An 18821-nucleotide genomic window follows, 5' to 3' on the forward strand; every position below is an offset into this window, starting at 1 on the left:
TCAGTTCATCGTCGCGGTGACCAGGGCCTTCGGTGCGACATTGCGCCAGGCGGTGCCGATGAGATCGCGCACCCGCTCGTCGTCGGCGCTGTCGAAATAAAGCGATGTCCAGCCCTTGGCACCCCAGCCGCCCGGCACGGGCGCGCATAGCCCCGGATCGGTTTCCACAACCATGGCCTGCTGGCCGGGCGTCAGCTTCAGCACCGCGCGGCCGGCCTGCGGCAGGGACATGAAAATCTTCTCGCCCACCCGGAAGTCGCGCTTCCCGAAATGGGCACTTTCCCGCGTCCCCGGCATGCCGAGCGCGATCGCGATGAGATCGTCCGAGGTCATGGCGAAAGAGTAGCACTCTTCGCGGCTCCGCAAAAGATTTTGCTAAATAGGAAAATAGTCCTTGACGGTGTGACGGTCGTTTGCTAGGATTAAGGCACAGTCGGAAAGGTGCGGGCGGCGAGATCGCCTGATTTTCCAGGCGACCCTTCGGATCGGTGGTTTCTGCCGGGTTCGGATTTTTTGGGAATATATTGACAGGCGCCGGGTTCTTTGAACCGGGCGCCTTTTTGTTTGGGGTTTGCGATGGACGCGGCGATCGATCTTCAGCTATTCGGCCTCTCGCCGGAGCCGGCGGTGTATGACGGGCTTGGCGGGCGGCGGGTGGATTTCGCGGGCGCGGCGGCGCTGGTGCTCGATACCAAGGCGGATGGGCCGCTCGATCCCTTTCTCGACATGCAGGCGATGCTTCTGGAGATGACGAAGGAGCTGCGCGAGCGGTTCCAGCGCTTCCAGAGCCAGAAGGTTCTGGCCGAGCAGGATGCTGCCGGTGCCGAAGACGAGGCCTCGCGAAAGCTCGCGCAGAGCGACGCCAAGGCGGCCATCGAGGCGGTGTCGCTGATCGTGCGCACGCTGGAAAAGATCGACAGCCTGCAACGCACGCTGATTTCGGAACGCTCAGAGGTGGAAGCCGCCCGTGGCGAGCCGGAAGACGAGGCGGCGCTGGTGGCGAAATTCGACCAGCTGGTCGAGACGCGCGTGAAGGAACGGTTGGATGCGGCGAGGGAAGGCTGGCGGCGAGAAGCCGGGATTGGCGGGGATGCTGCCGCGCGAATGGAAAACGGACCGTAGGGCGCGGCGGGCCTGCGCGGCGGTCGGCAAGACATTCGACAAGCAGATGCACGGGATGGCCGCAGGTTTCAGGATGATCAAGCAGGCCCGAGGGCACGAATTGCTGCGGATCGCGGATGAGTTGGCCGCGCAGATTGAGAACGGCAAGGCGGATGGGGGGCGGGGTGGTGCGAAGACCCCTCCCCAACCCCTCCCCACAGGGGGAAGGGGCTTAACCTTTGGCACTGTTGGAGAGGGAACACAGGCGACGGGTGTCCCTCAACCTATCTCCCCCTTTGTGGGGGAGATCGGCAAGAGGCTTGGGCCTTCTGCCAACGGCCTGGCGGGTGGCCTCAAGTCCGCGGATGTGAGACCTCGCCATCGTCGGCAATTGAACCGCTGGCATTTCACCGGCCGGCTCGCGCAGATGCCGCCGCCCGGTGATTGGCGGGTGTGGCTGCTGATGGGCGGGCGCGGCTCGGGCAAGACGCGGGCGGGAGCGGAATGGGTGCAGGCGCTCGCGCTTTCCGCACCGGATCTGCGCATCGCGCTGGTGGCGGAAACGCTGGGCGACGGGCGCGAGGTGATGATCGACGGCGTCTCGGGCATCTGCCGGATCGCCGGGCGCGCCCGGCCGGAATTCGAAGCCTCGCGCCGGCGGTTGGTCTGGCCGAACGGCTCGATTGCCCAGATTTTTTCCTCCGAGGATCCGGAGAGTTTGCGCGGGCCGCAGTTTCATTTCGCCTGGTGCGACGAAATCGGCAAATGGAAACATGCGCAGGAGACCTGGGACATGCTGCAATTCGGCCTGCGTCTCGGGGCGATGCCCCGCGTGCTGGTGACGACGACGCCGCGGCCGGTGCCGCTGCTTCGGGCGCTGGCGGCCGATCCCAGGACGGCGGTGCGGTGCATCCGAACCGATGACAATGCGCAAAACCTCTCGCCCGGCTTCATCGCCGCCATGGCCGACCGCTATGGCGGCACGCGGCTCGGGCGGCAGGAGCTCGACGGCGAGCTGATCGCCGACCGCGAGGATGCGCTGTGGAGCCGGGCGCGGCTGGAGGCGATCCGCGTGCGCCATGCCGGGCCGCTGTCGCGAATCGTTGTGGCGGTCGATCCGCCGGCAACGGCGTCGGCGGCTTCGGTCTGCGGCATCGTGGTGGCGGGGCTGGATGGTACTGGATGCGCGGTGGTGCTGGCAGACTGTTCCGTGACGGGCGCGAGCCCGGCCGGCTGGGCGGGTGCGGTGGTGCGCGCCTTCCGGCGGTTCGATGCGGACCGGGTGGTGGCGGAAATCAACCAGGGCGGCGACATGGTGACGGCCATGCTGAAGAGCGTGGAAGCCGACCTGCCGGTCAGCACGGTGCGGGCGACGCGCGGCAAGTTTCTGCGCGCCGAGCCGGTGGCGGCGCTCTACGAACAGGGGCGCGTGGCGCATGCCGGCGCCTTTGCCGAGCTGGAAGACCAGATGTGCGATTTCGGCCCGGACGGGCTTTCCGCGGGCCGCTCGCCGGACCGGCTCGACGCGCTGGTCTGGGCGCTGACGGCGTTGGTGCTCGACCGGCAGGGTGAACCGAGGGTGCGGGGGATTTGACGATGGCAATCGATCGCAAGGTCTTTTTCGATGGCGTGCGCGGCGCGCTTTATGGCGGGCGCTTGGCGGAAACGCAGGTCGCCGGGCTGACGGCCTTGCTCGACCGCTTCGAGGCGGGCAGCGAGACAAAAGACCGGCGCTTCCTCGCCTATATGCTGGCGACGGCGCATCACGAGACCGGCGGGCGTCTGCAGCCGGTGCGCGAAACCTTTGCCGCAACGGACGAGGTCGCGATCGGCCGGCTCGACCGGGCGTTTGCGACCGGGAAACTGCCGCAGGTTTCCGAACCCTATTGGCGGCGCGATGCGGCAGGACACAGCTGGCTCGGGCGCGGGCTGGTGCAGATCACGCATCGGCGCAATTACGACCGGCTTTCGGCGCTGACGGGCATCGACCTCGTCGCGCGGCCGGAGCGGGCGATGGAGATGGCGGTTTCGGTGGAGATCCTCTTCGTCGGCATGCTGCGCGGGGCCTTCACGGGGCGGCGGCTGGCGGATCATTTTTCGGCGGGCCGGGCGGATTGGGTGGGCGCGCGGCGTATCATCAATGGGCCGGATAGGGCCGAGCGCGTGGCGGGGTACGGGCGGGCGTTTTTCGCGGCGCTGGGCGGGTAGCGCGGTGGACGTGGTGTGGATCCTCGGCTCAAGGCCGAGGATGACGAAAGAAGAGACGTCCGCGCATCACTGCGACGTCTCCTGTGCCGATCTGCTCAAGAAGCCGGAAGGCCAAGCTTCCCCACTGTCATCCTCGGCCTTGAGCCGAGGATCCACGCCACGGGTGCTGCGCCCACGGTGTTTTTCACATCCGACAAACCGAGGACATCATGAAACTCCCATCTTTCCTCTCCCGGCGGCGTCCAGTGCCTGCGGAAACCAAGGCGTCGGGCTTTTTCGCGCTGACGGCCGAGGGCCGGGCGCACTGGTCGAGCCGTTCCTATGCCTCCCTGTCGCGCGAGGGCTTCATGAAGAACCCGGTGGCGCACCGGGCGGTGCGCATGATCGCGGAGGCGGCCGCTTCCGTGCCCTGGCTTGCCTATGACGGTGAGGCGGAGCGGCCGGACGCGACTGCGCTCGCGCTGCTGCGGCGGCCGAACGGGCGCATGGCGGGCACGGATTTCTTCGAGATGCTCTATGGGCATCTGCTGCTTTCCGGGAATGCCTTCGTCGAGGGCGTGCAGGTGGGAGAGGAGTTGCGCGAGCTGCATCTCCTGAGACCCGACCGGGTGCGCATCGTCGAGGGGCGGGACGGCTGGCCGGAGGCTTATGAATACCGCACGGGCAACCACGTCCGCCGGCATGCTGCGGGCGAAGGGCAGGCGATCCTGCATCTCAGGCTGTTTCATCCGCTCGACGACCAGCTGGGGTTCGCGCCGCTCGAGGCGGCCTCGATGGCGCTCGATCTCTCCAATGCGGCAGCGATCTGGAACAAGGCGCTGCTCGACAATTCGGCGCGGCCGTCAGGCGCGCTCGTCTATCAGCCGAAGGAGGGCGGCAACCTGACGCCCGACCAATACGACCGGCTGAAAAGCGAGCTGGAGGAGGGCTATTCCGGCCCGGCGCGGGCGGGCCGGCCGATGCTGCTGGAAGGCGGGCTCGACTGGAAGGCGATGGGGCTTTCGCCGCGCGAGATGGATTTCGTCGAGGCGAAGAACGGTGCAGCGCGTGACATCGCGCTTGCCTTCGGCGTGCCACCCATGCTGATCGGCATTCCCGGCGATGCGACCTATGCCAATTATCAGGAGGCCAATCGTGCCTTCTGGCGGTTGACCGTTCTGCCGCTGGTGAGCCGCACGGCGGCGGCCTTCGCGGGATGGCTCGATGAGGACAGCGACAGCGCGCTGCGGCTGGTGCCGGATCTCGACCAGGTGAGCGGGCTTGCAGCGGAGCGCTCGGAGCTCTGGGCGCGGGTGGGGGCGGCGACGTTCCTCAGCGAGGACGAGAAGCGCAGCGCCGTCGGATACTGACTTACAGTGCACAAGGGGCGCAGTCCGAGCCGAAGCGACAACGGACTGCTGGCCGCCATCATGGCGGTTGTAGGAAACTATTTTTGCACCTGAGGGCACGTCAACCGGCTAGTTTTGGGGGTGGGCGCGTGTGGTACCGCCAGCTGGACGCCCTTTGTCGAAAAGCGGCTGGAAAACAATGGGTTGTCCATTCAGCTTGAATCATTCCGGTCATAAGCGGAATCGCCTTTTGAAGGCGTTGAATCTCTTTGCGAGCCATCGGGCGTAAAGAATTCAAAAGACTCAAGGAATGGCGAGGTCTGACTCGGGGTGAAACAGGGCCTGTGCCGCCGCCTGTGGCCTGTATGTCTCGATTTCCATAATAAACGGAAAGGCTTAACAATGGCTGACTTCGGAAACGACGGCGGGCTTTGGACGGCCCGGCTGGTCGGCGCGTCGGCGGGCGCTGCCGTGTCTCTCATCTATCTTCTGCCGAAAAGCCGCCGCGAGGCGGGATGCCGGTTCTTGACCGGGCTTGCCTGCGGTCTTGTCTTCGGCGGGCCGGCGGGGCTTTGGATCGCGGTCCGGTTCGGCATTGCCGGCTATCTCGGGCCGGCGGAAATGCTGCTGACGGGATCGGCGGCCGCAAGCCTTTCCGCCTGGTGGGGGCTCGGCGTGCTGGCGCGCATGGCCGAGCGGATGCGGCAGTAGCAGCCGCGCCACAAGCAAGTCGCGAAGGAGGGGCGGCGCCGGCTGGCGCCGTCCATCCGTTCGCCCAATCCAGACATCGGAGATATCTATGACAACCACCGACCTGCCGGTCTGGCGGACGAAAAAGTATGCCGATCTGACGCTTGCGGGCGTCTCCGGCGACGGCGTGTTTTCCGGCTATGCCAGCCTCTTCGGCGAGGTGGACCTCGGCAAGGATGCGATCGCGCCCGGCGCTTTCGGGCGCTCGCTGGAAAAACGCGGACCCGCAGGCGTGCGCATGCTCTTCCAGCACGATCCGGCCGAGCCCATCGGGCGCTGGCGCACCATCCGCGAGGATGCGCGCGGGCTCTATGTCGAGGGCGTGCTGTCGCCCGGTGTGGCACGGGCTCGCGAGGTGCTGAACCTCATGAAATCGGGCGCGCTCGACGGGCTCTCTATCGGCTTCCAGACGGTGCGCTCGCGCACCGACCGGGTGAGCGGCGTGCGCCGCATCCTCGAAGCCGATCTCTGGGAAATCTCGATCGTCACCTTTCCGATGCTGCCTTCGGCGCGGGTGTCGAACGTGAAGAATGCGCGGTGGTTCCGCGACAAGGAAACGGAGCTCGTGCGCACCATGCGCCGGGCGGCCCGGATGATGATGAAACGCTAACGGAGACGACACGCATGACGGATACCAGCAAAACCGCGCCGGAAATCAAGGCCGTGCCGGAAACGATGACCGCCGCTTTCGACGACTTCATGCAGGCCTTCGAGGCCTTCAAGGAGACCAACGATATCAGGCTCGGCGAGATCGAGCAGAAACTGACCGCCGACGTGGTGACGCGCGAGAAGGTCGACCGCATCAACCGCGCCATGGACGACCACAAGCGTGTGCTTGACCAGCTGGCGTTGAAGAAGGCGCGCCCGGCGCTCGGCGGCAGCGGGGCGGTCAATCTGGAGGCGGCCGAGCACAAGGCGGCCTTTTCCGCCTATATGCGCCGCGGCGACGAAAGCGCGCTGCGGGCGCTGGAAGAGAAGGCGATGTCCGTCGGCTCGGCCGCCGATGGCGGCTACCTCGTGCCGCCGGAAACGGATACCGATATCGGCCGTCGGCTTTCCACGGTCTCGCCGATCCGGGCACTTGCGACGGTGCGGCAGGTTTCGGGCACGGTGCTTAAGAAGCCCTTTACGACCTCGGGCATGGCCGCCGGCTGGGTGGCGGAGACGGCATCGCGGCCGCAGACCAGCAATGCGCAGCTCGCCGAACTCTCCTTCCCGACCATGGAACTCTACGCCATGCCGGCGGCGACCTCGGCGCTGCTCGACGATGCGGCGGTGGATGTCGAAAGCTGGATCGCTTCGGAAGTCGACATCGTCTTCGCCGAGCAGGAGGGCACGGCCTTCATTACCGGCGACGGCACCAACAAGCCGAAGGGCTGCCTCTCCTATACCACCGTCGCCGATGCCGGTTGGACCTGGGGCAATATCGGCTACATCGCCTCGGGTGCGGCGGGCGCGTTCAAGGCGAGCAACCCCTCCGACACGCTGCTCGACACGATCTATGCGCTGAAGGCGGGCTATCGCCAGAACGCCAATTTCGTCATGAACCGCAAGACGCAGGCGCAGATCCGCAAGTTCAAGGATGCCGACGGCAACTATCTCTGGCGTCCGCCGGCAACGGCCGGCCAGGCGGCCTCGCTGCTGGGCTTCGGCATCGCGGAAGCCGAGGACATGCCGGATATCGCCGCCGACAGCTTCTCCGTCGCCTTCGGCGACTTCCGTGCCGGCTATCTCGTGGTCGACCGCACGGGCGTGCGCGTGCTGCGCGATCCCTATTCCGCCAAGCCCTATGTGCTGTTCTACACGACCAAGCGCGTCGGCGGCGGGGTGCAGAATTTCGAGGCGATCAAGCTGGTGAAGTTCGCGGTGAGCTGAGCTTTCCGCGATTCTTTCTCCTGCAACGGCAGCTTTCCCTGACGCCGGTGCCGCGGGCGCGGTTTTCCTCCCGGCCGCGCCCGCATCCTCCTCCCATCGGACAGGATCCCATGACCATTACCGAACTTTTGCCGCCCGACGTCGAGCCGGTCACGCTTGCGGAGGTGAAGGCGCATCTGCGCCTGGAGACGACCGAGGAGGACACGCTGCTGACGGCGCTGATCCACACGGCGCGCCTCCATCTCGAAAGCCAGACGGGGCTTTGCCTGATTTCCCGGCTGCTGCGCCTCTATCTCGACGACTGGCCGGAGGGGCGGGTGATTCAGATTGCCAGGGGGCCGGTGCAAACTATTGAGATCGTGACGGTTTACGATTCATCCGGCGCGCCGGTCGAACTCGATACGGCAGGCTATGTGCTGGACGGCGCGGCACGGCCGGCGCGGCTGGTTCTGCCGGAACGGCGGGCGACCGAGCGGGCGCTGAACGGCATCGAGATCGATTTTACCGCCGGCTTCGGCGAGAGCGGCGCGGATGTGCCGGACACGCTGAAACGGGCGCTCACGCTGCATGTCGCGGCGATGTTCGAGCTGCGCGGCGTGCTCTCGCTCGACGATCAGCCGGGCGCGGTGCCACAGGGCTACGAGCGGCTAATCGCGCCGCATTGCCAGCGGAGGCTGTGATGGCACGCGAGAGAACGATCGATCCCGGCGCGTTTTCGACCCGGCTCGTGCTGGAGCGGCCCGTCGAGGCGCCGGACGGGCAGGGTGGCGTCACGCAGAGCTTTTCGGCGCTGGCAACGCTCTGGGCGCGTATCGAGCCGGTCTCGGCGCGCGCGGAGGAGGCGGCCGGCACCCTGCCGGTGACGGTGACGCACCGCATCTGGCTGCGGCGGCGGACCGATCTGTCCGGCGGCATGCGGCTGCGCAAGGGCGTGCGCCTCTTTTCCATCCATAGTTTCCGCGATCCGGACGAGACCGGGCGCTATACGCTTTGCGACTGCGGGGAGATCAAGCCATGAGTGCGGCATCGGCTCTGCAGAAGGCGATCTTCGCGCGTCTCTCGGGCGACGTGGCGCTGACGGCGCTGATCGGCGGCAATGCGATCACCGACCGGCGGCTGACGACGCCAACCGCGCCGCTCATCGTGATCGCGGGCATCGACAGCGCGGACCATTCGACGGCGACGGAGCCGGGCGAGGAACACGTCGTCACGCTGGAGGTCTGGTCCGAGGCGGCCGGGAACCGGCAGGGCCAGACGATTGCCGCTGCCGTGCGCGCCGCGCTGCATGACGCGGCACTCAGTCTCGCAGGACATCGCCTTGTGCTGCTTTTCCATCGCGAGACGCGCCTGACCCGAGACGACCGCTTCCACCGCGCCGAAATGCAGTTTCGCGCGGTGACAGAACCGGAAACCTGAACATTTTCAAGGAAGGAACCTGATCATGGTGGCACAGAAGGGGCGCGATCTCCTGCTGAAGATCGAGAACGGGGCGGGCTTTGCGACCGCCGCCGGCCTTCGCTCGAAGCGGCTGGCTTTCAACGCGCAGATCGTCGACGTGACGGACGCGGATTCGGCGGGGCGCTGGCGCGAATTGCTCGGCGGCGCAGGCGTGCAGCGCGCGGCCGTCAGCGGCAGCGGCATCTTCAAGGATCAGGCATCGGACGCGCTGGTGCGCTCGGTGTTCTTCAACGGCACGATCTGCGACTGGCAGATCGTCATTCCGGATTTCGGCACGGTTTCCGGCCCGTTCCAGGTGGCGGCATTGGAATATTCCGGCGCGCATGACGGGGAAATCCTGTTCGAGATTGCGCTGGAATCGGCCGGCGCCCTGACCTTCGGGGCGCTGTGATGGGTGCGCGGGCAAACCGGAGGCGCGGCGAGATCGAGGCCTTTCTCGACGGCGAGCGGCGCGTGCTGTGCCTGACGCTGGGCGCGCTTGCCGAACTGGAGACGGCCTTTGCCGTCGACAGCATGGCGGGGCTCGCCGAGCGCTTCTCCTCCGGCCGGCTGAAGGCGGAGGACCTCATCCGCATCATCGGCGCGGGGCTGCGCGGCGCGGGCAATCTGTTCAGCGACGAGGATGTGGCGGGCATGGCCGTGGCCGAGGGGCTGGCGGGCTTTGCGCGCATCACGGCTGAACTGCTTCAGGCGACATTCGAGGCGGAGGGCGCGGCGGCAAACCCTCCGGTGCCGCATTCGACCTGAGCGCCGAGGCCACTGCTTTCCCCTGGGAGGCGGTGCTTCATGCCGGGCTTTGCCGGATGCGGCTTCCCGCGAAAGACTTTTGGGCCATGACACCGCGCGAACTGGCCCATGTGTTTGGCCTGCTGCGGCCGCTGCCGGCCGCCACGCGGCGCGAAGACCTGACGGCGCTGATGCAGGCTTTTCCCGACGAGAAGGAGTGAACCATGGCGCAAGCGGACAACCGGTCGCTTGATACCACGAAACAGACCGCCGAGCAGCTTTCAACGATCTTCGACGACCTGGAGGCGCGTTCGCGCTCCTTCGGCTCGGCGCTGACGGGCGCATTGAGAGGTGCGGTCGTCGACGGCAAGGGGCTGGAGGGCGTGCTGACCGGCCTTGCCCGACGGATGAGCGATATCGCGCTTTCAGCGGGACTGAAGCCGCTCGAGGGTGTCCTGTCGTCCGGCGTTTCGGCGTTGCTCGGCCGTGTGACGCCCTTTGCCAAGGGTGGTGTCGTGTCGGCGCCGACCTATTTCGGCGGCGGCAGCGGCGGCGGGCTGGGCCTGATGGGCGAGGCGGGAGCGGAGGCGATCCTGCCTTTGAAACGCGGGCCGGACGGCGCGCTTGGCCTGGCCACAGAAGGGGGGGCGGGCGCGGGCGCACGCATCGTCTTCAACGTGACGGCGCAGGATGCGGCGAGCTTCCGCAAATCCGAGGGGCAGATCGCGGCCATGCTGACACGCGCCGTGGGGCGCGGACAGCGCAGTCTGTGACGCCTCGCTTCATTGTGGGAGACTGAGATGGCAGGATTTCATGAGGTGCGGTTTCCGCTGCGGGTCGCGCTCGGCACCAGCGGCGGGCCGGTGCGGCGCACGGATATCGTCAGCCTGTCCAATGGGCGGGAAAACCGTAACCGGCGCTGGCAGGATGCCCGGCGGCGCTACGATGCGGGATCGGGCGTGCGCTCGATCGATGATCTCTATGCCGTGCTCGCCTTCTTCGAGGCGCGGGCGGGGCAGTTTTACGGGTTCCGGTTCCGCGACCCCGTCGATCACCGGTCCGGTGTGCCGGGGGCCTCCCCGGCGGCGGATGATCAGCAGATCGGCACGGGGGATGGCGTAACGGCGGCGTTCCAGCTGGTCAAGCGCTATGCGGATGCGGGTGGCGCGACGGTGCGGGTAATCGAAAAGCCGGTAGCGGGTTCGTTGGTGGTTTCGGTGGCGGGAAGTGCGGTGCCGGCGGCCGACTACACGGTGGATACGGCGACGGGGATCGTGACCTTCAAGCCGGGCAAGGTTCCGGCGTCGGGTGCCATTCGCGCGGGGTTCGAATTCGACGTACCGGTGCGCTTCGATACCGACCGCATCGATATCGATCTGGCGCAGTTCAATGCCGGGCGCATTCCCTCCATTCCGCTTGTGGAGATCAAGCCATGAGGACGATCCAGGCGGGGCTTCAGGCCCATCTCGACGGCGAGGTGACGACGCTCTGCCATGCCTGGCGCGTGACACGGCGCGACGGCGTGGTGCTGGGCTTTACCGACCATGACCATAATCTTTCCTTCGACGGTACGGACTATCTGGCAGCGAGCGGCTTCGAGGCGAGCGAGGCGGAGGACGGCAACGGGCTTGCCGCCGAGAGCGGCGAGTTATCCGGCGGCTTTTCCGCCGAGGCGATCCGCGAGGCAGACCTTGCGGCCGGGCGGTATGACGGGGCGAAGGTCGAGGTTTTCACGGTCAACTGGCAGGATACGTCCGAACGCCTGCTGTTGCGCACGGCGGAGCTGGGCGAGGTCAGGCGCGAGGGCGGGCTGTTCCGCGCCGAATTGCGGCGGCTGACGCATGGGCTCGACCAGGTGCGCGGGCGTATCTACGGGCACCGCTGCGATGCGGTTTTCGGGGATAGCAGCTGCGGTATCGATGCCTCGGCGCCGGCCTATCGGGCCACGGCGACGGTGCTGGCCGTGCTCGACGAGATGCGGGTGAAGGTCGGCGGCCTCTCGGGATTTGCCGAACGGTTCTTTCGCTACGGTGTGCTGACGGTGGCAAGCGGGGCTGCGGTGGGGCTTTCGGCCGATATCGAGGACCACCGCAAGGCGGATGGGGCGGACGAACTTGTGCTCTGGTTGCCGGCGCCGGCGGGGCTTGCCGCAGGCGATGCGCTGCAGGTGACGGCAGGCTGCGACAAACGCTTTTCGACCTGCAAGGCGAAGTTTGCCAACGAGCTGAATTTCCGCGGCTTTCCGCACATGCCGGGCAGCGATTTCACCTATGGCTATGCCGATGGCGACACCGTGCATGACGGGAGGCCACTCTATGAATGAGACGGCAATGGGCGAGCGGGTCGTTGCCGTCGCGCGCGGGTTCATCGGCACACCCTATCGGCATCAGGGGGCAGTGAAGGGCGTGGGGTGCGATTGTCTCGGGCTGATCCGCGGGGTCTGGCAGGAGCTTTACGGCGCCGAACCGGAGGTGCCGGCACCCTATGCGCCCGACTGGGCGGAGCGGGCGGGTGAGGAGCGACTGCTTCTGGCGGCCGCGCGGCATTGCGGACCGGCTTTGCCTGTCGCGGCGCTTCGGCCGGGGGATCTGCTGGTCTTTCGCTGGCGCACGGGCGTGGCGGCGAAACATGCCGGTATCGCGGCGCCGGAAAACCGATTCATCCATGCCTATGAGCAGGCGGCTGTGATCGAATCGCCCCTCGTGCCCTGCTGGCGCCGGCGCATTGCCGGCGTTTTTCGTTTCCCGGAGATGGTCTGACCCATGGCGACACTTCTTTTCCAGGCGGCCGGTGCGGCGCTCGGCAGCGTGTTCGGGCCGTTCGGCGCGATTCTCGGGCGCGCGGCGGGGGCGCTTGCCGGCTCGGTGGTCGATCGCTCGCTGCTGAACGGTGCCAGCAAGATTTCCGGTGCGCGGCTTGGCGACGGACGCATTCCGGGGGCGGATGAGGGCACGGCGATGAGCCGCGTCTATGGCACGGCGCGGCTCGGGGGCACGCTGATCTGGGCGACGCGGTTCGAGGAGGAAGTGTCCGTCGAGCGCGCGGGCGGCAAGGCGAGCGGGCCGCGTGTCGAGACGTTTCGCTACTTCGCGAATTTCGCGGTGGGCGTCTGCGAGGGACCGATTGCCGGCATCCGGCGTGTGTGGGCGGACGGGCGCGAGCTCGACCTGACCGGGGTGGCGATGCGGCTGCACCGGGGCACCTCGACGCAGATGCCCGATCCGCTGATCGAGGCAAAGCAGGGGGCGGGCAACACGCCGGCCTATCGAGGGCTCGCCTATGTCGTTTTCGAGCGGCTCCCGCTCGATACGTTCGGCAACCGCATTCCCGTACTGCAATTCGAGGTGCTGAAGCCGGTCGGGTCGCTTGAGGAAAAGGTCCGGGCGGTGACGATCATTCCCGGCTCCAGCGAGCACGGTTACGATCCGCGGCTGGTGACGGAGAAGCTCGGCAAGGGCAAGGGGCGCAACATCAACCGCAACACGCTCGTCGCGGCGACCGACTGGGAGGCGTCGATCGACGAGCTCTTGGCGCTTTGCCCTAACCTCGAGCGTGTCGGGCTGGTCGTCGCGTGGTTCGGCACGGATCTGCGGGCGGGACATTGCCGCATCGTGCCGGGTGTCGAGGTTTCGGCGCGCACGGATGAAAGCCGGCCGTGGAAGGTTTGCGGCATCGGGCGCGGCGCGGCACGTGTGATGAGCCAGAGCGGTGGTGGGCCGGCCTATGGGGGCACGCCTTCGGATGCCAGCGTGGTCGCCGCGATCAAGGACCTGAAGGCGCGCGGGATCGAGGTCTATCTCTATCCCTTCGTCCTGATGGATGTGCCGGCGGGCAACAGCCTGCCCGATCCCTATGGCGGCGCGGCGCAGGCACCCTATCCCTGGCGCGGGCGCATCACCTGTCATCCGCAATCGGCCAATGGCACGGCGGCGGCGGGCAGCCAGGTCGCGGCCTTTGTGGGGAGCGCGGCGGCAGGCGATTTTACGGTTTCGGGCGAGGCGGTTACGGGGCCGGCGAGCGATGAAGGCTTTCGTCGGCTGATCCTGCACTACGCGCATCTGGCGGAAGCGGCTGGCGGCGTTGATGGCTTCCTGATCGGTTCGGAGATGCGCGGGATGACCTGGCTGCGCGACGGGACGGGCGGATTTCCTTTTGTCTCGGCGCTCTGTGACCTCGCGGCGGATGTTCGCGCCGTGCTGCGGCCGGCGACGAAGATCACCTATGCGGCGGATTGGAGCGAGTATTTCGGGTTCCAGCCGGAGGGAAGCGGGGAAGTGCGCTACCATCTCGATCCGCTCTGGGCCTCCCCAGCAATCGATGCCGTGGGGATCGACAACTATATGCCGCTTTCCGACTGGCAGGATGGCGATGTGCTCTCGGGCAATCCGGATGCCTTTCGTCATGGTGAGGACACCGCAGCGATGCGGGGGCAGATCGCGGCGGGCGAGGGGTTCGACTGGTACTATGCGGGGGATGCGGCGCGACGGGGGCGGGTGCGTTCGCCGATCACCGACGGGGCGGCGGGCAAGCCGTGGGTGTTCCGTTACAAGGACATCGAGAGCTGGTGGACGAATTTTCATCGCGAGCGCGGGCCCGGCGGGGCCGAGCTTGCCGGTCATACGGCCTGGGTGCCGCGGTCGAAGCCGATCTGGTTTACGGAACTCGGGTGCCCGGTGGTCGACAAGGGGCCGAACCAGCCGAATGTCTTCGTCGATCCGAAAAGTGCGGAGAACGCCTTGCCCTATTTTTCCGGCGGGGCGCGCAGCGATGCGGTGCAGCGGCGGTTTCTCGATGCGCATCATGGCTGGTGGCAGGGCAGTGGGCCGGAGGCGGGCATGGTCGATCCCGGCCATATGTTCCTCTGGACCTGGGATGCACGGCCCTATCCGGCCTTTCCGGAGCAGACCCTGCTCTGGTCCGACGGCGGCAACTGGCAGCGCGGGCACTGGCTGAACGGCCGGCTGGGGGCCGGCACGCTCGCCGATGTGATCGCGGCCGTTCTCTCCGATCACGGGTTTTCGGCTTTCGATGTTTCGGGTGTCGCGGGCGACCTGCCGGGCTTCGTGCAGGCCGAACAGTCTTCGGCGCGGGCGTTGCTGGAGCCGTTGATGGGGGCGTTTCAGGTCGATGCACTGGAGGCGGACGGCAAGCTCATCTTCCGGTCGCGGCAGAAGTCGGCGTTGCCGCCGGTCGAGATCGACGTTCTGGCAGAGCGGCCGGACGAGGCGGCCTTCGAGGAAAGCCGGGGCCATGCCGGCGATTTTTCCGGCGAGGCGATCCTCGATCATTTCGATGCGGCGGCGGCCTATGGGCGCGCGACCGCGCGCTCGCGCCGCATGGCTGACGGCAGCGACCGGGTGTTGCGGCTGGCACTGCCGGCGGTGCTGCATGACGGCGCGGCGGCCTCGGCCGTCGAGGCGGCCTTGCGCGACCAGCGGGCGGGGCAGCGCCGCGTCACCTTCCGCCTGCCGCCGACGGCGCTTGGCGTGACACCGGGCGATGTGGTGCGCCTGGCCGATGGGCCTGAGGGCCGTTTCCTCGTGACCGGGGTGACGGACGGCCTGGTGCGCGAAGTCGAGGCGCGGGGGATTGCGGCAGGCGACAGCCCGGCCTTCGCACCGGCTGAAGGCGGGCGCTCTCCGACAGGTGGCGCGGGACCGGCGGATGCCTTCGCGCCCGAAGTCGTGTTTCTCGACCTGCCGATCTTCGAGACCGGCGCGGCGGAGGATTTTTCGCGGGTCGCGGCCTATGCGAAGCCGTGGCGGGCGATGGTCGTGTCGAGTTCCGACGGCAGCGAGGGGTTTCGCGCAAGGGCGCGACTGGAGCGGCCGGCGCGTTTGGGGTGGCTCGCGGCAGCACTTCCGGCCGGCGTGCTCGGGCGGTTCGATCCCAATCGCGAGATATTGCTCGATCTGGCGTCGGGCGGGCTTTCCGCCGTCGATCCGCTGACGATGCTGAACGGCGCGAACCGGCTGGCGGTACAGGCGCAGAATGGCGGCTGGGAGATCGTCGGCTTTACCGGCGCGAGTGAAGTCGCTCCGGGGCGCTGGCGGCTCACAATGCTGCTACGCGGCCTGTTCGGCACCGAGGATGCGATGGCGTCGGGGCATCTTGCCGGGGCGCTGGCGGTGATGTTCGACGAGGCCGTGGTGCCGCTGGGGCTGGATGGCGCGGAGGTGGGGCGTGTTTCGAACTGGCTGATCGAGGCGGTGGGGGCGGCCGGCGGGCAGGCGGGTCCCTTCGTCTTTGCCGGCGGGGAGCGGGCTCTGACGCCGCTCGCGCCGGTGCATCTTCGTGGCCGGCGCGGGGCCGATGGCGTGGTGCGATTCTCCTGGGTGCGGCGCGGGCGCGTCGACGCCGATACCTGGCTCTCCGCCGATATCCCGCTCGATGAGCCGTCGGAGGCGTATCGGCTGGAAATCCTTTCGGGCGCTGCGGTGGTGCGGCGCATCGAGACCGCAAGTCCCGATTACACCTATGCGGCCGCAAGCGAGCTTGCCGATTTCGGTTCGGTGCAGACGGCGATTCGCATTCGGGTGCGCCAGCTTGGCCGGGCGATCCCGCTCGGCGTGCCGGCGGAAGCCAATCTCACTGTCTGAACGAAAGGAACTGCGATGACCGACGAGACGAAACCCTGGTACATGTCGCGCACCGTCTGGGGCGCGCTGATTGCGATTGCCGCATCGCTTGCCAATGCCGCCGGCGTTGAAATAAAGGCGGCGGACGAGGGTGAACTGGCGGATCTTCTGGTGTCGGCGGCCGGCACGATCGGTGGGCTTATTGCCATATACGGGCGTATTTCTGCGCGTCGCCCGGTGCGCTGAACGCCTCCCAAAGTTCCGCACCCCATTCATTTGCCATTCAGCGAGGATCGGTTATTGCTTGCATCCTAGTGATCCGCACCTGAAAGTATGTTCATGGCCTCGCCACTTCTCATCACCGCCCTCGCGGCCAGCCTGACCCTGCCGGGTCCCGTCTTGACGGGTACCGGGAGCGATGTCGTGCAGGCTGCCGGCGATTGCAGCGCCGCGGCGGCGCAGGTGGTGTCCGAGACGGGCGGTGAGCTTCTTTCGGCGCAGCCGAAGGGCGATACCTGCGTGGTGACCGTGCTGGTGCCCGGCAAGGGCAATGCCCGGCCGCGCAAAGTGACGGTGCGCGTACCAATGTAAGGCCGCCGGGCATTCGGCCCGGCGATGGAAAAGCAGAACGAAGAAAGAGGCCGAATGCGCATCCTGGTGGTCGAGGACGACGTCAACCTGAGCCGGCAGCTCAGCGAAGCCCTGAAGGATGCCGGCTATGTGGTGGATCAGGCGTTCAACGGTGAAGAGGGGCATTATCTCGGCGATACCGAGCCCTATGACGCCATCATCCTTGATATCGGCCTGCCGGAAATGGACGGCATCACGGTTCTCGAAAAATGGCGCGCCGACGGCAAGGGCATGCCGGTCCTGCTTCTGACCGCCCGCGACCGCTGGAGCGACAAGGTGGCCGGCATCGATGCCGGCGCGGACGACTATGTGGCAAAGCCCTTCCATGTCGAGGAAGTACTTGCCCGAATCCGCGCGCTGATCCGCCGTGCGGCGGGCCATGCCAGCGCCGACATCGTCTGCGGTCCGGTCCGGCTCGACACGAAGGGCTCCAAGGCGACGGTCAATGGCGAGGCGCTGAAGCTCACCTCGCATGAATATCGTCTGCTCTCCTATCTCATGCATCACATGGGCGAGGTCGTCTCGCGCACCGAGTTGGTCGAGCACATGTACGACCAGGATTTCGACCGCGATTCCAACACGATCGAGGTTTTCGTCGGGCGCCTTCGCAAGAAGATCGGCGTCGACCTGATCGAGACCGTGCGCGGCCTCGGCTATCGGATGCAAGCGCCGGTCAATGGCAAATAACGCCAGGCGCTCCCGCTCGCTCACCTTCCGCGTTCTCTTCCTAGCCTCGTTGTGGGCGGCGCTTGCCCTCATCGCGATCGCCGTCGTCATCTCGACGCTCTACCGCCAGAGTGCGGAGAAGAGTTTTCGCGACCTTCTGCGTGCACAGCTCTATAACGTCATCAATTCCGTCTCGACGGACGAGGCGACGCGGCTTGCCGGCACGCCACAGCTCGGCGATCTCCGGTTCTTCCAGCCGAAATCCGGCTGGTACTGGATCGTCGAGCCGATCGGCGGGGCGCTGGCTACGGAGACGCTGACCTCGGCGTCGCTCGGCACGGGCAGCATTCCCATCCCCGATACGGACAGCATCCCCTTCGATACGCGCTACGAACGCTTCTACACGACCATCGATTCCTTCGGGAACGATGTGGAGGTGGGGGAGACGGAAGTGGTGCTGGACGACGAGGGACGCACGGCGCGCTTTCGCGTGGTCGGCAACCGCGATGTGCTGGAGAATGACATCGACGATTTCTCGGGCAGCCTCTATCTCGCGCTCGCCGGCTTCGGTGTGGGCAGTCTCATGCTCAATGCGGCGGCGATCCTCATCGGTCTTCGGCCGCTCGACCGGGCGCGCAAGGCGCTGGAAAAGATCCGGGCAGGCGAGAGCGAGCAGCTCGATGGCGATTTCCCAAGGGAAATCCTGCCTTTGGCCAGCGAAGTGAATGCGCTGATCGACAGCAACCGGCGCATCGTCGAGCGGGCCCGCATGCAGGTGGGAAACCTTGCCCATTCGCTGAAGACGCCGATCGCCGTGCTGCTCAACGAATCGCGGCTGATCTCAGCGCCGCAGGGCGATCTCGTAAAGACGCAGGCTGAGGCGATGCAGAGCCAGGTGCAATCCTATCTCAACCGCGCACGCATCGCTGCCCAACGCGAATCCGTGCTGGCGCGCACGGAGGCGCAGCCGGTTCTGGAGCGGCTGGTGCGCGTGATGCGCAGGCTCAATGCAGAGACTCAGTTTCCGCTGACGGTCGATCCGCCGGGACTGGTGCTCGCCATGGAGCAGCAGGACGTCGAGGAAACTGTCGGCAACCTCCTGGAAAACGCGGCGCGTTATGCCCGTACGGTGGTGACGCTGCGCGTCTTCGTGGCGCCAACGGACGTGCGCGGCAACGACGAGGGACGCAAGAACTGGGTCGTAATAGAGGTGGAAGACGATGGACCGGGTCTGGAGCCGGACCAGATCCGCGAGGCGATGAAGCGTGGCAAGCGGCTCGACGAGAGCAAGCCGGGCACGGGGCTTGGCCTCTCGATCGTCAGCGAGATCGCATCTGAATACCAGGGCACGTTCGGGCTTTCGCGCGGGGCCGGCGGAGGGCTTCTGGCGCGCCTGGTGCTGCCCGCCGTCACAAAGGATGTTGCCTGAGGCGGCGGACAATGCAACAAGAGACGTATTCGCGATGATAGGGATCGCGGGATGGACGAATTGCCGGCTGTC

23 protein-coding genes are annotated in these 18821 nt (G+C 66.8%); 22 read left to right on the forward strand and 1 reads right to left on the reverse strand.

Annotation, left to right across the window (positions count from 1 at the left end; all coding sequences use genetic code 11):
* On the reverse strand, nucleotides 1–333 hold the full coding sequence (locus D0Y60_RS09460) for an MmcQ/YjbR family DNA-binding protein (protein ID WP_117369115.1): 333 nt from the start codon (nucleotides 331–333) through the stop codon (nucleotides 1–3).
* A 243-nt stretch (nucleotides 334–576) separates the two neighbouring features.
* On the opposite strand from D0Y60_RS09460, the gene D0Y60_RS09465 reads away from it, so the two are divergent.
* From D0Y60_RS09465 to D0Y60_RS09570, 22 genes are all read left to right on the forward strand, one after another.
* Nucleotides 577–1122: a hypothetical protein gene (locus D0Y60_RS09465; protein WP_117369117.1), complete on the forward strand. Its 546-nt coding sequence runs from the start codon at nucleotides 577–579 to the stop codon at nucleotides 1120–1122.
* 370 nt (nucleotides 1123–1492) lie between these two features.
* The gene (locus D0Y60_RS09470) at nucleotides 1493–2695 is read left to right on the forward strand and encodes a terminase family protein (RefSeq protein ID WP_348627854.1); all 1203 of its coding nucleotides are present in this window, start codon (nucleotides 1493–1495) and stop codon (nucleotides 2693–2695) included.
* A 2-nt stretch (nucleotides 2696–2697) separates the two neighbouring features.
* A complete protein-coding gene (locus tag D0Y60_RS09475) occupies nucleotides 2698–3309 on the forward strand; it encodes a glycoside hydrolase family 19 protein (protein ID WP_117369119.1) in 612 nt (203 codons plus the stop codon).
* 209 nt (nucleotides 3310–3518) lie between these two features.
* On the forward strand, nucleotides 3519–4658 hold the full coding sequence (locus tag D0Y60_RS09480) for a phage portal protein (RefSeq protein ID WP_117369121.1): 1140 nt from the start codon (nucleotides 3519–3521) through the stop codon (nucleotides 4656–4658).
* 381 nt (nucleotides 4659–5039) lie between these two features.
* Nucleotides 5040–5348 (forward strand): DUF6107 family protein, encoded by a 309-nt coding sequence (locus tag D0Y60_RS09485; RefSeq protein WP_117369123.1) that lies wholly within the window; start codon nucleotides 5040–5042, stop codon nucleotides 5346–5348.
* A gap of 88 nt (nucleotides 5349–5436) precedes the next feature.
* Nucleotides 5437–5997, forward strand: coding sequence for an HK97 family phage prohead protease (locus D0Y60_RS09490; RefSeq protein WP_117369127.1), 561 nt, complete (start codon nucleotides 5437–5439; stop codon nucleotides 5995–5997).
* A 14-nt stretch (nucleotides 5998–6011) separates the two neighbouring features.
* A complete protein-coding gene (locus D0Y60_RS09495) occupies nucleotides 6012–7262 on the forward strand; it encodes a phage major capsid protein (RefSeq protein ID WP_117369129.1) in 1251 nt (416 codons plus the stop codon).
* A 110-nt stretch (nucleotides 7263–7372) separates the two neighbouring features.
* Nucleotides 7373–7942 (forward strand): head-tail connector protein, encoded by a 570-nt coding sequence (locus tag D0Y60_RS09500; RefSeq protein ID WP_117369131.1) that lies wholly within the window; start codon nucleotides 7373–7375, stop codon nucleotides 7940–7942.
* Entirely contained in the window at nucleotides 7942–8280 is a 339-nt protein-coding gene (locus tag D0Y60_RS09505; protein ID WP_117369133.1) for a phage head closure protein, read from the forward strand. Before D0Y60_RS09500 ends, D0Y60_RS09505 begins: the two co-directional genes overlap by 1 nt.
* Nucleotides 8277–8678, forward strand: coding sequence for a DUF3168 domain-containing protein (locus D0Y60_RS09510; protein ID WP_117369136.1), 402 nt, complete (start codon nucleotides 8277–8279; stop codon nucleotides 8676–8678). Before D0Y60_RS09505 ends, D0Y60_RS09510 begins: the two co-directional genes overlap by 4 nt.
* Nucleotides 8679–8703: 25 nt before the next feature.
* Nucleotides 8704–9111 (forward strand): phage major tail protein, TP901-1 family, encoded by a 408-nt coding sequence (locus D0Y60_RS09515; protein ID WP_117369138.1) that lies wholly within the window; start codon nucleotides 8704–8706, stop codon nucleotides 9109–9111.
* Nucleotides 9111–9467 (forward strand): gene transfer agent family protein, encoded by a 357-nt coding sequence (locus tag D0Y60_RS09520; protein WP_117369140.1) that lies wholly within the window; start codon nucleotides 9111–9113, stop codon nucleotides 9465–9467. Before D0Y60_RS09515 ends, D0Y60_RS09520 begins: the two co-directional genes overlap by 1 nt.
* Nucleotides 9464–9667, forward strand: a complete 204-nt coding sequence (locus tag D0Y60_RS09525) for a rcc01693 family protein (RefSeq protein WP_281048137.1) — start codon at nucleotides 9464–9466, stop codon at nucleotides 9665–9667. The genes D0Y60_RS09520 and D0Y60_RS09525 overlap by 4 nt, the downstream gene beginning before the upstream one ends.
* Nucleotides 9668–9670: 3 nt before the next feature.
* Nucleotides 9671–10219: a phage tail tape measure protein gene (locus D0Y60_RS09530; RefSeq protein ID WP_117369144.1), complete on the forward strand. Its 549-nt coding sequence runs from the start codon at nucleotides 9671–9673 to the stop codon at nucleotides 10217–10219.
* 27 nt (nucleotides 10220–10246) lie between these two features.
* Nucleotides 10247–10882, forward strand: coding sequence for a DUF2460 domain-containing protein (locus D0Y60_RS09535; RefSeq protein ID WP_117369146.1), 636 nt, complete (start codon nucleotides 10247–10249; stop codon nucleotides 10880–10882).
* The gene (locus D0Y60_RS09540) at nucleotides 10879–11769 is read left to right on the forward strand and encodes a DUF2163 domain-containing protein (RefSeq protein ID WP_117369148.1); all 891 of its coding nucleotides are present in this window, start codon (nucleotides 10879–10881) and stop codon (nucleotides 11767–11769) included. The genes D0Y60_RS09535 and D0Y60_RS09540 overlap by 4 nt, the downstream gene beginning before the upstream one ends.
* Entirely contained in the window at nucleotides 11762–12205 is a 444-nt protein-coding gene (locus tag D0Y60_RS09545; RefSeq protein ID WP_117369150.1) for an NlpC/P60 family protein, read from the forward strand. Before D0Y60_RS09540 ends, D0Y60_RS09545 begins: the two co-directional genes overlap by 8 nt.
* 3 nt (nucleotides 12206–12208) lie before the next feature.
* Nucleotides 12209–16045 carry a glycoside hydrolase/phage tail family protein gene (locus D0Y60_RS09550; protein ID WP_117369152.1) on the forward strand — a complete coding sequence of 1279 codons (3837 nt, stop codon included), beginning with the start codon at nucleotides 12209–12211 and terminating at the stop codon, nucleotides 16043–16045.
* Nucleotides 16046–16060: 15 nt separating this feature from the next.
* Nucleotides 16061–16270, forward strand: coding sequence for a hypothetical protein (locus D0Y60_RS09555; RefSeq protein ID WP_117369154.1), 210 nt, complete (start codon nucleotides 16061–16063; stop codon nucleotides 16268–16270).
* A 93-nt stretch (nucleotides 16271–16363) separates the two neighbouring features.
* Complete coding sequence (locus D0Y60_RS09560) at nucleotides 16364–16615, forward strand: hypothetical protein (RefSeq protein WP_117369723.1); 252 nt, start codon at nucleotides 16364–16366, stop codon at nucleotides 16613–16615.
* A gap of 54 nt (nucleotides 16616–16669) precedes the next feature.
* Nucleotides 16670–17341 (forward strand): response regulator transcription factor, encoded by a 672-nt coding sequence (locus D0Y60_RS09565; RefSeq protein ID WP_117369156.1) that lies wholly within the window; start codon nucleotides 16670–16672, stop codon nucleotides 17339–17341.
* Nucleotides 17331–18749 carry a HAMP domain-containing sensor histidine kinase gene (locus tag D0Y60_RS09570; RefSeq protein ID WP_117369158.1) on the forward strand — a complete coding sequence of 473 codons (1419 nt, stop codon included), beginning with the start codon at nucleotides 17331–17333 and terminating at the stop codon, nucleotides 18747–18749. Before D0Y60_RS09565 ends, D0Y60_RS09570 begins: the two co-directional genes overlap by 11 nt.
* Nucleotides 18750–18821 lie beyond the last annotated feature (72 nt).

Source organism: Shinella sp. WSJ-2 (genome assembly GCF_003432075.1).
Taxonomy (GTDB): Bacteria; Pseudomonadota; Alphaproteobacteria; order Rhizobiales; family Rhizobiaceae; genus Shinella.

Excerpts from the sequence above, each read along its gene's own strand:
- D0Y60_RS09485 (WP_117369123.1), top strand. The coding sequence starts at position 5,040 with ATGGCTGACTTCGGAAACGACGGCGGGCTTTGGACGGCCCGGCTGGTC.
- D0Y60_RS09505 (WP_117369133.1), top strand. The coding sequence starts at position 7,942 with ATGGCACGCGAGAGAACGATCGATCCCGGCGCGTTTTCGACCCGGCTC.
- D0Y60_RS09475 (WP_117369119.1), top strand. The coding sequence starts at position 2,698 with ATGGCAATCGATCGCAAGGTCTTTTTCGATGGCGTGCGCGGCGCGCTT.
- D0Y60_RS09515 (WP_117369138.1), top strand. The coding sequence starts at position 8,704 with ATGGTGGCACAGAAGGGGCGCGATCTCCTGCTGAAGATCGAGAACGGG.
- D0Y60_RS09520 (WP_117369140.1), top strand. The coding sequence starts at position 9,111 with ATGGGTGCGCGGGCAAACCGGAGGCGCGGCGAGATCGAGGCCTTTCTC.
- D0Y60_RS09565 (WP_117369156.1), top strand. The coding sequence starts at position 16,670 with ATGCGCATCCTGGTGGTCGAGGACGACGTCAACCTGAGCCGGCAGCTC.
- D0Y60_RS09480 (WP_117369121.1), top strand. The coding sequence starts at position 3,519 with ATGAAACTCCCATCTTTCCTCTCCCGGCGGCGTCCAGTGCCTGCGGAA.
- D0Y60_RS09495 (WP_117369129.1), top strand. The coding sequence starts at position 6,012 with ATGACGGATACCAGCAAAACCGCGCCGGAAATCAAGGCCGTGCCGGAA.
- D0Y60_RS09510 (WP_117369136.1), top strand. The coding sequence starts at position 8,277 with ATGAGTGCGGCATCGGCTCTGCAGAAGGCGATCTTCGCGCGTCTCTCG.
- D0Y60_RS09530 (WP_117369144.1), top strand. The coding sequence starts at position 9,671 with ATGGCGCAAGCGGACAACCGGTCGCTTGATACCACGAAACAGACCGCC.
- D0Y60_RS09560 (WP_117369723.1), top strand. The coding sequence starts at position 16,364 with ATGGCCTCGCCACTTCTCATCACCGCCCTCGCGGCCAGCCTGACCCTG.
- D0Y60_RS09570 (WP_117369158.1), top strand. The coding sequence starts at position 17,331 with ATGGCAAATAACGCCAGGCGCTCCCGCTCGCTCACCTTCCGCGTTCTC.
- D0Y60_RS09550 (WP_117369152.1), top strand. The coding sequence starts at position 12,209 with ATGGCGACACTTCTTTTCCAGGCGGCCGGTGCGGCGCTCGGCAGCGTG.
- D0Y60_RS09545 (WP_117369150.1), top strand. The coding sequence starts at position 11,762 with ATGAATGAGACGGCAATGGGCGAGCGGGTCGTTGCCGTCGCGCGCGGG.
- D0Y60_RS09555 (WP_117369154.1), top strand. The coding sequence starts at position 16,061 with ATGACCGACGAGACGAAACCCTGGTACATGTCGCGCACCGTCTGGGGC.
- D0Y60_RS09540 (WP_117369148.1), top strand. The coding sequence starts at position 10,879 with ATGAGGACGATCCAGGCGGGGCTTCAGGCCCATCTCGACGGCGAGGTG.
- D0Y60_RS09460 (WP_117369115.1), bottom strand. The coding sequence starts at position 333 with ATGACCTCGGACGATCTCATCGCGATCGCGCTCGGCATGCCGGGGACG.
- D0Y60_RS09500 (WP_117369131.1), top strand. The coding sequence starts at position 7,373 with ATGACCATTACCGAACTTTTGCCGCCCGACGTCGAGCCGGTCACGCTT.
- D0Y60_RS09490 (WP_117369127.1), top strand. The coding sequence starts at position 5,437 with ATGACAACCACCGACCTGCCGGTCTGGCGGACGAAAAAGTATGCCGAT.
- D0Y60_RS09535 (WP_117369146.1), top strand. The coding sequence starts at position 10,247 with ATGGCAGGATTTCATGAGGTGCGGTTTCCGCTGCGGGTCGCGCTCGGC.
- D0Y60_RS09465 (WP_117369117.1), top strand. The coding sequence starts at position 577 with ATGGACGCGGCGATCGATCTTCAGCTATTCGGCCTCTCGCCGGAGCCG.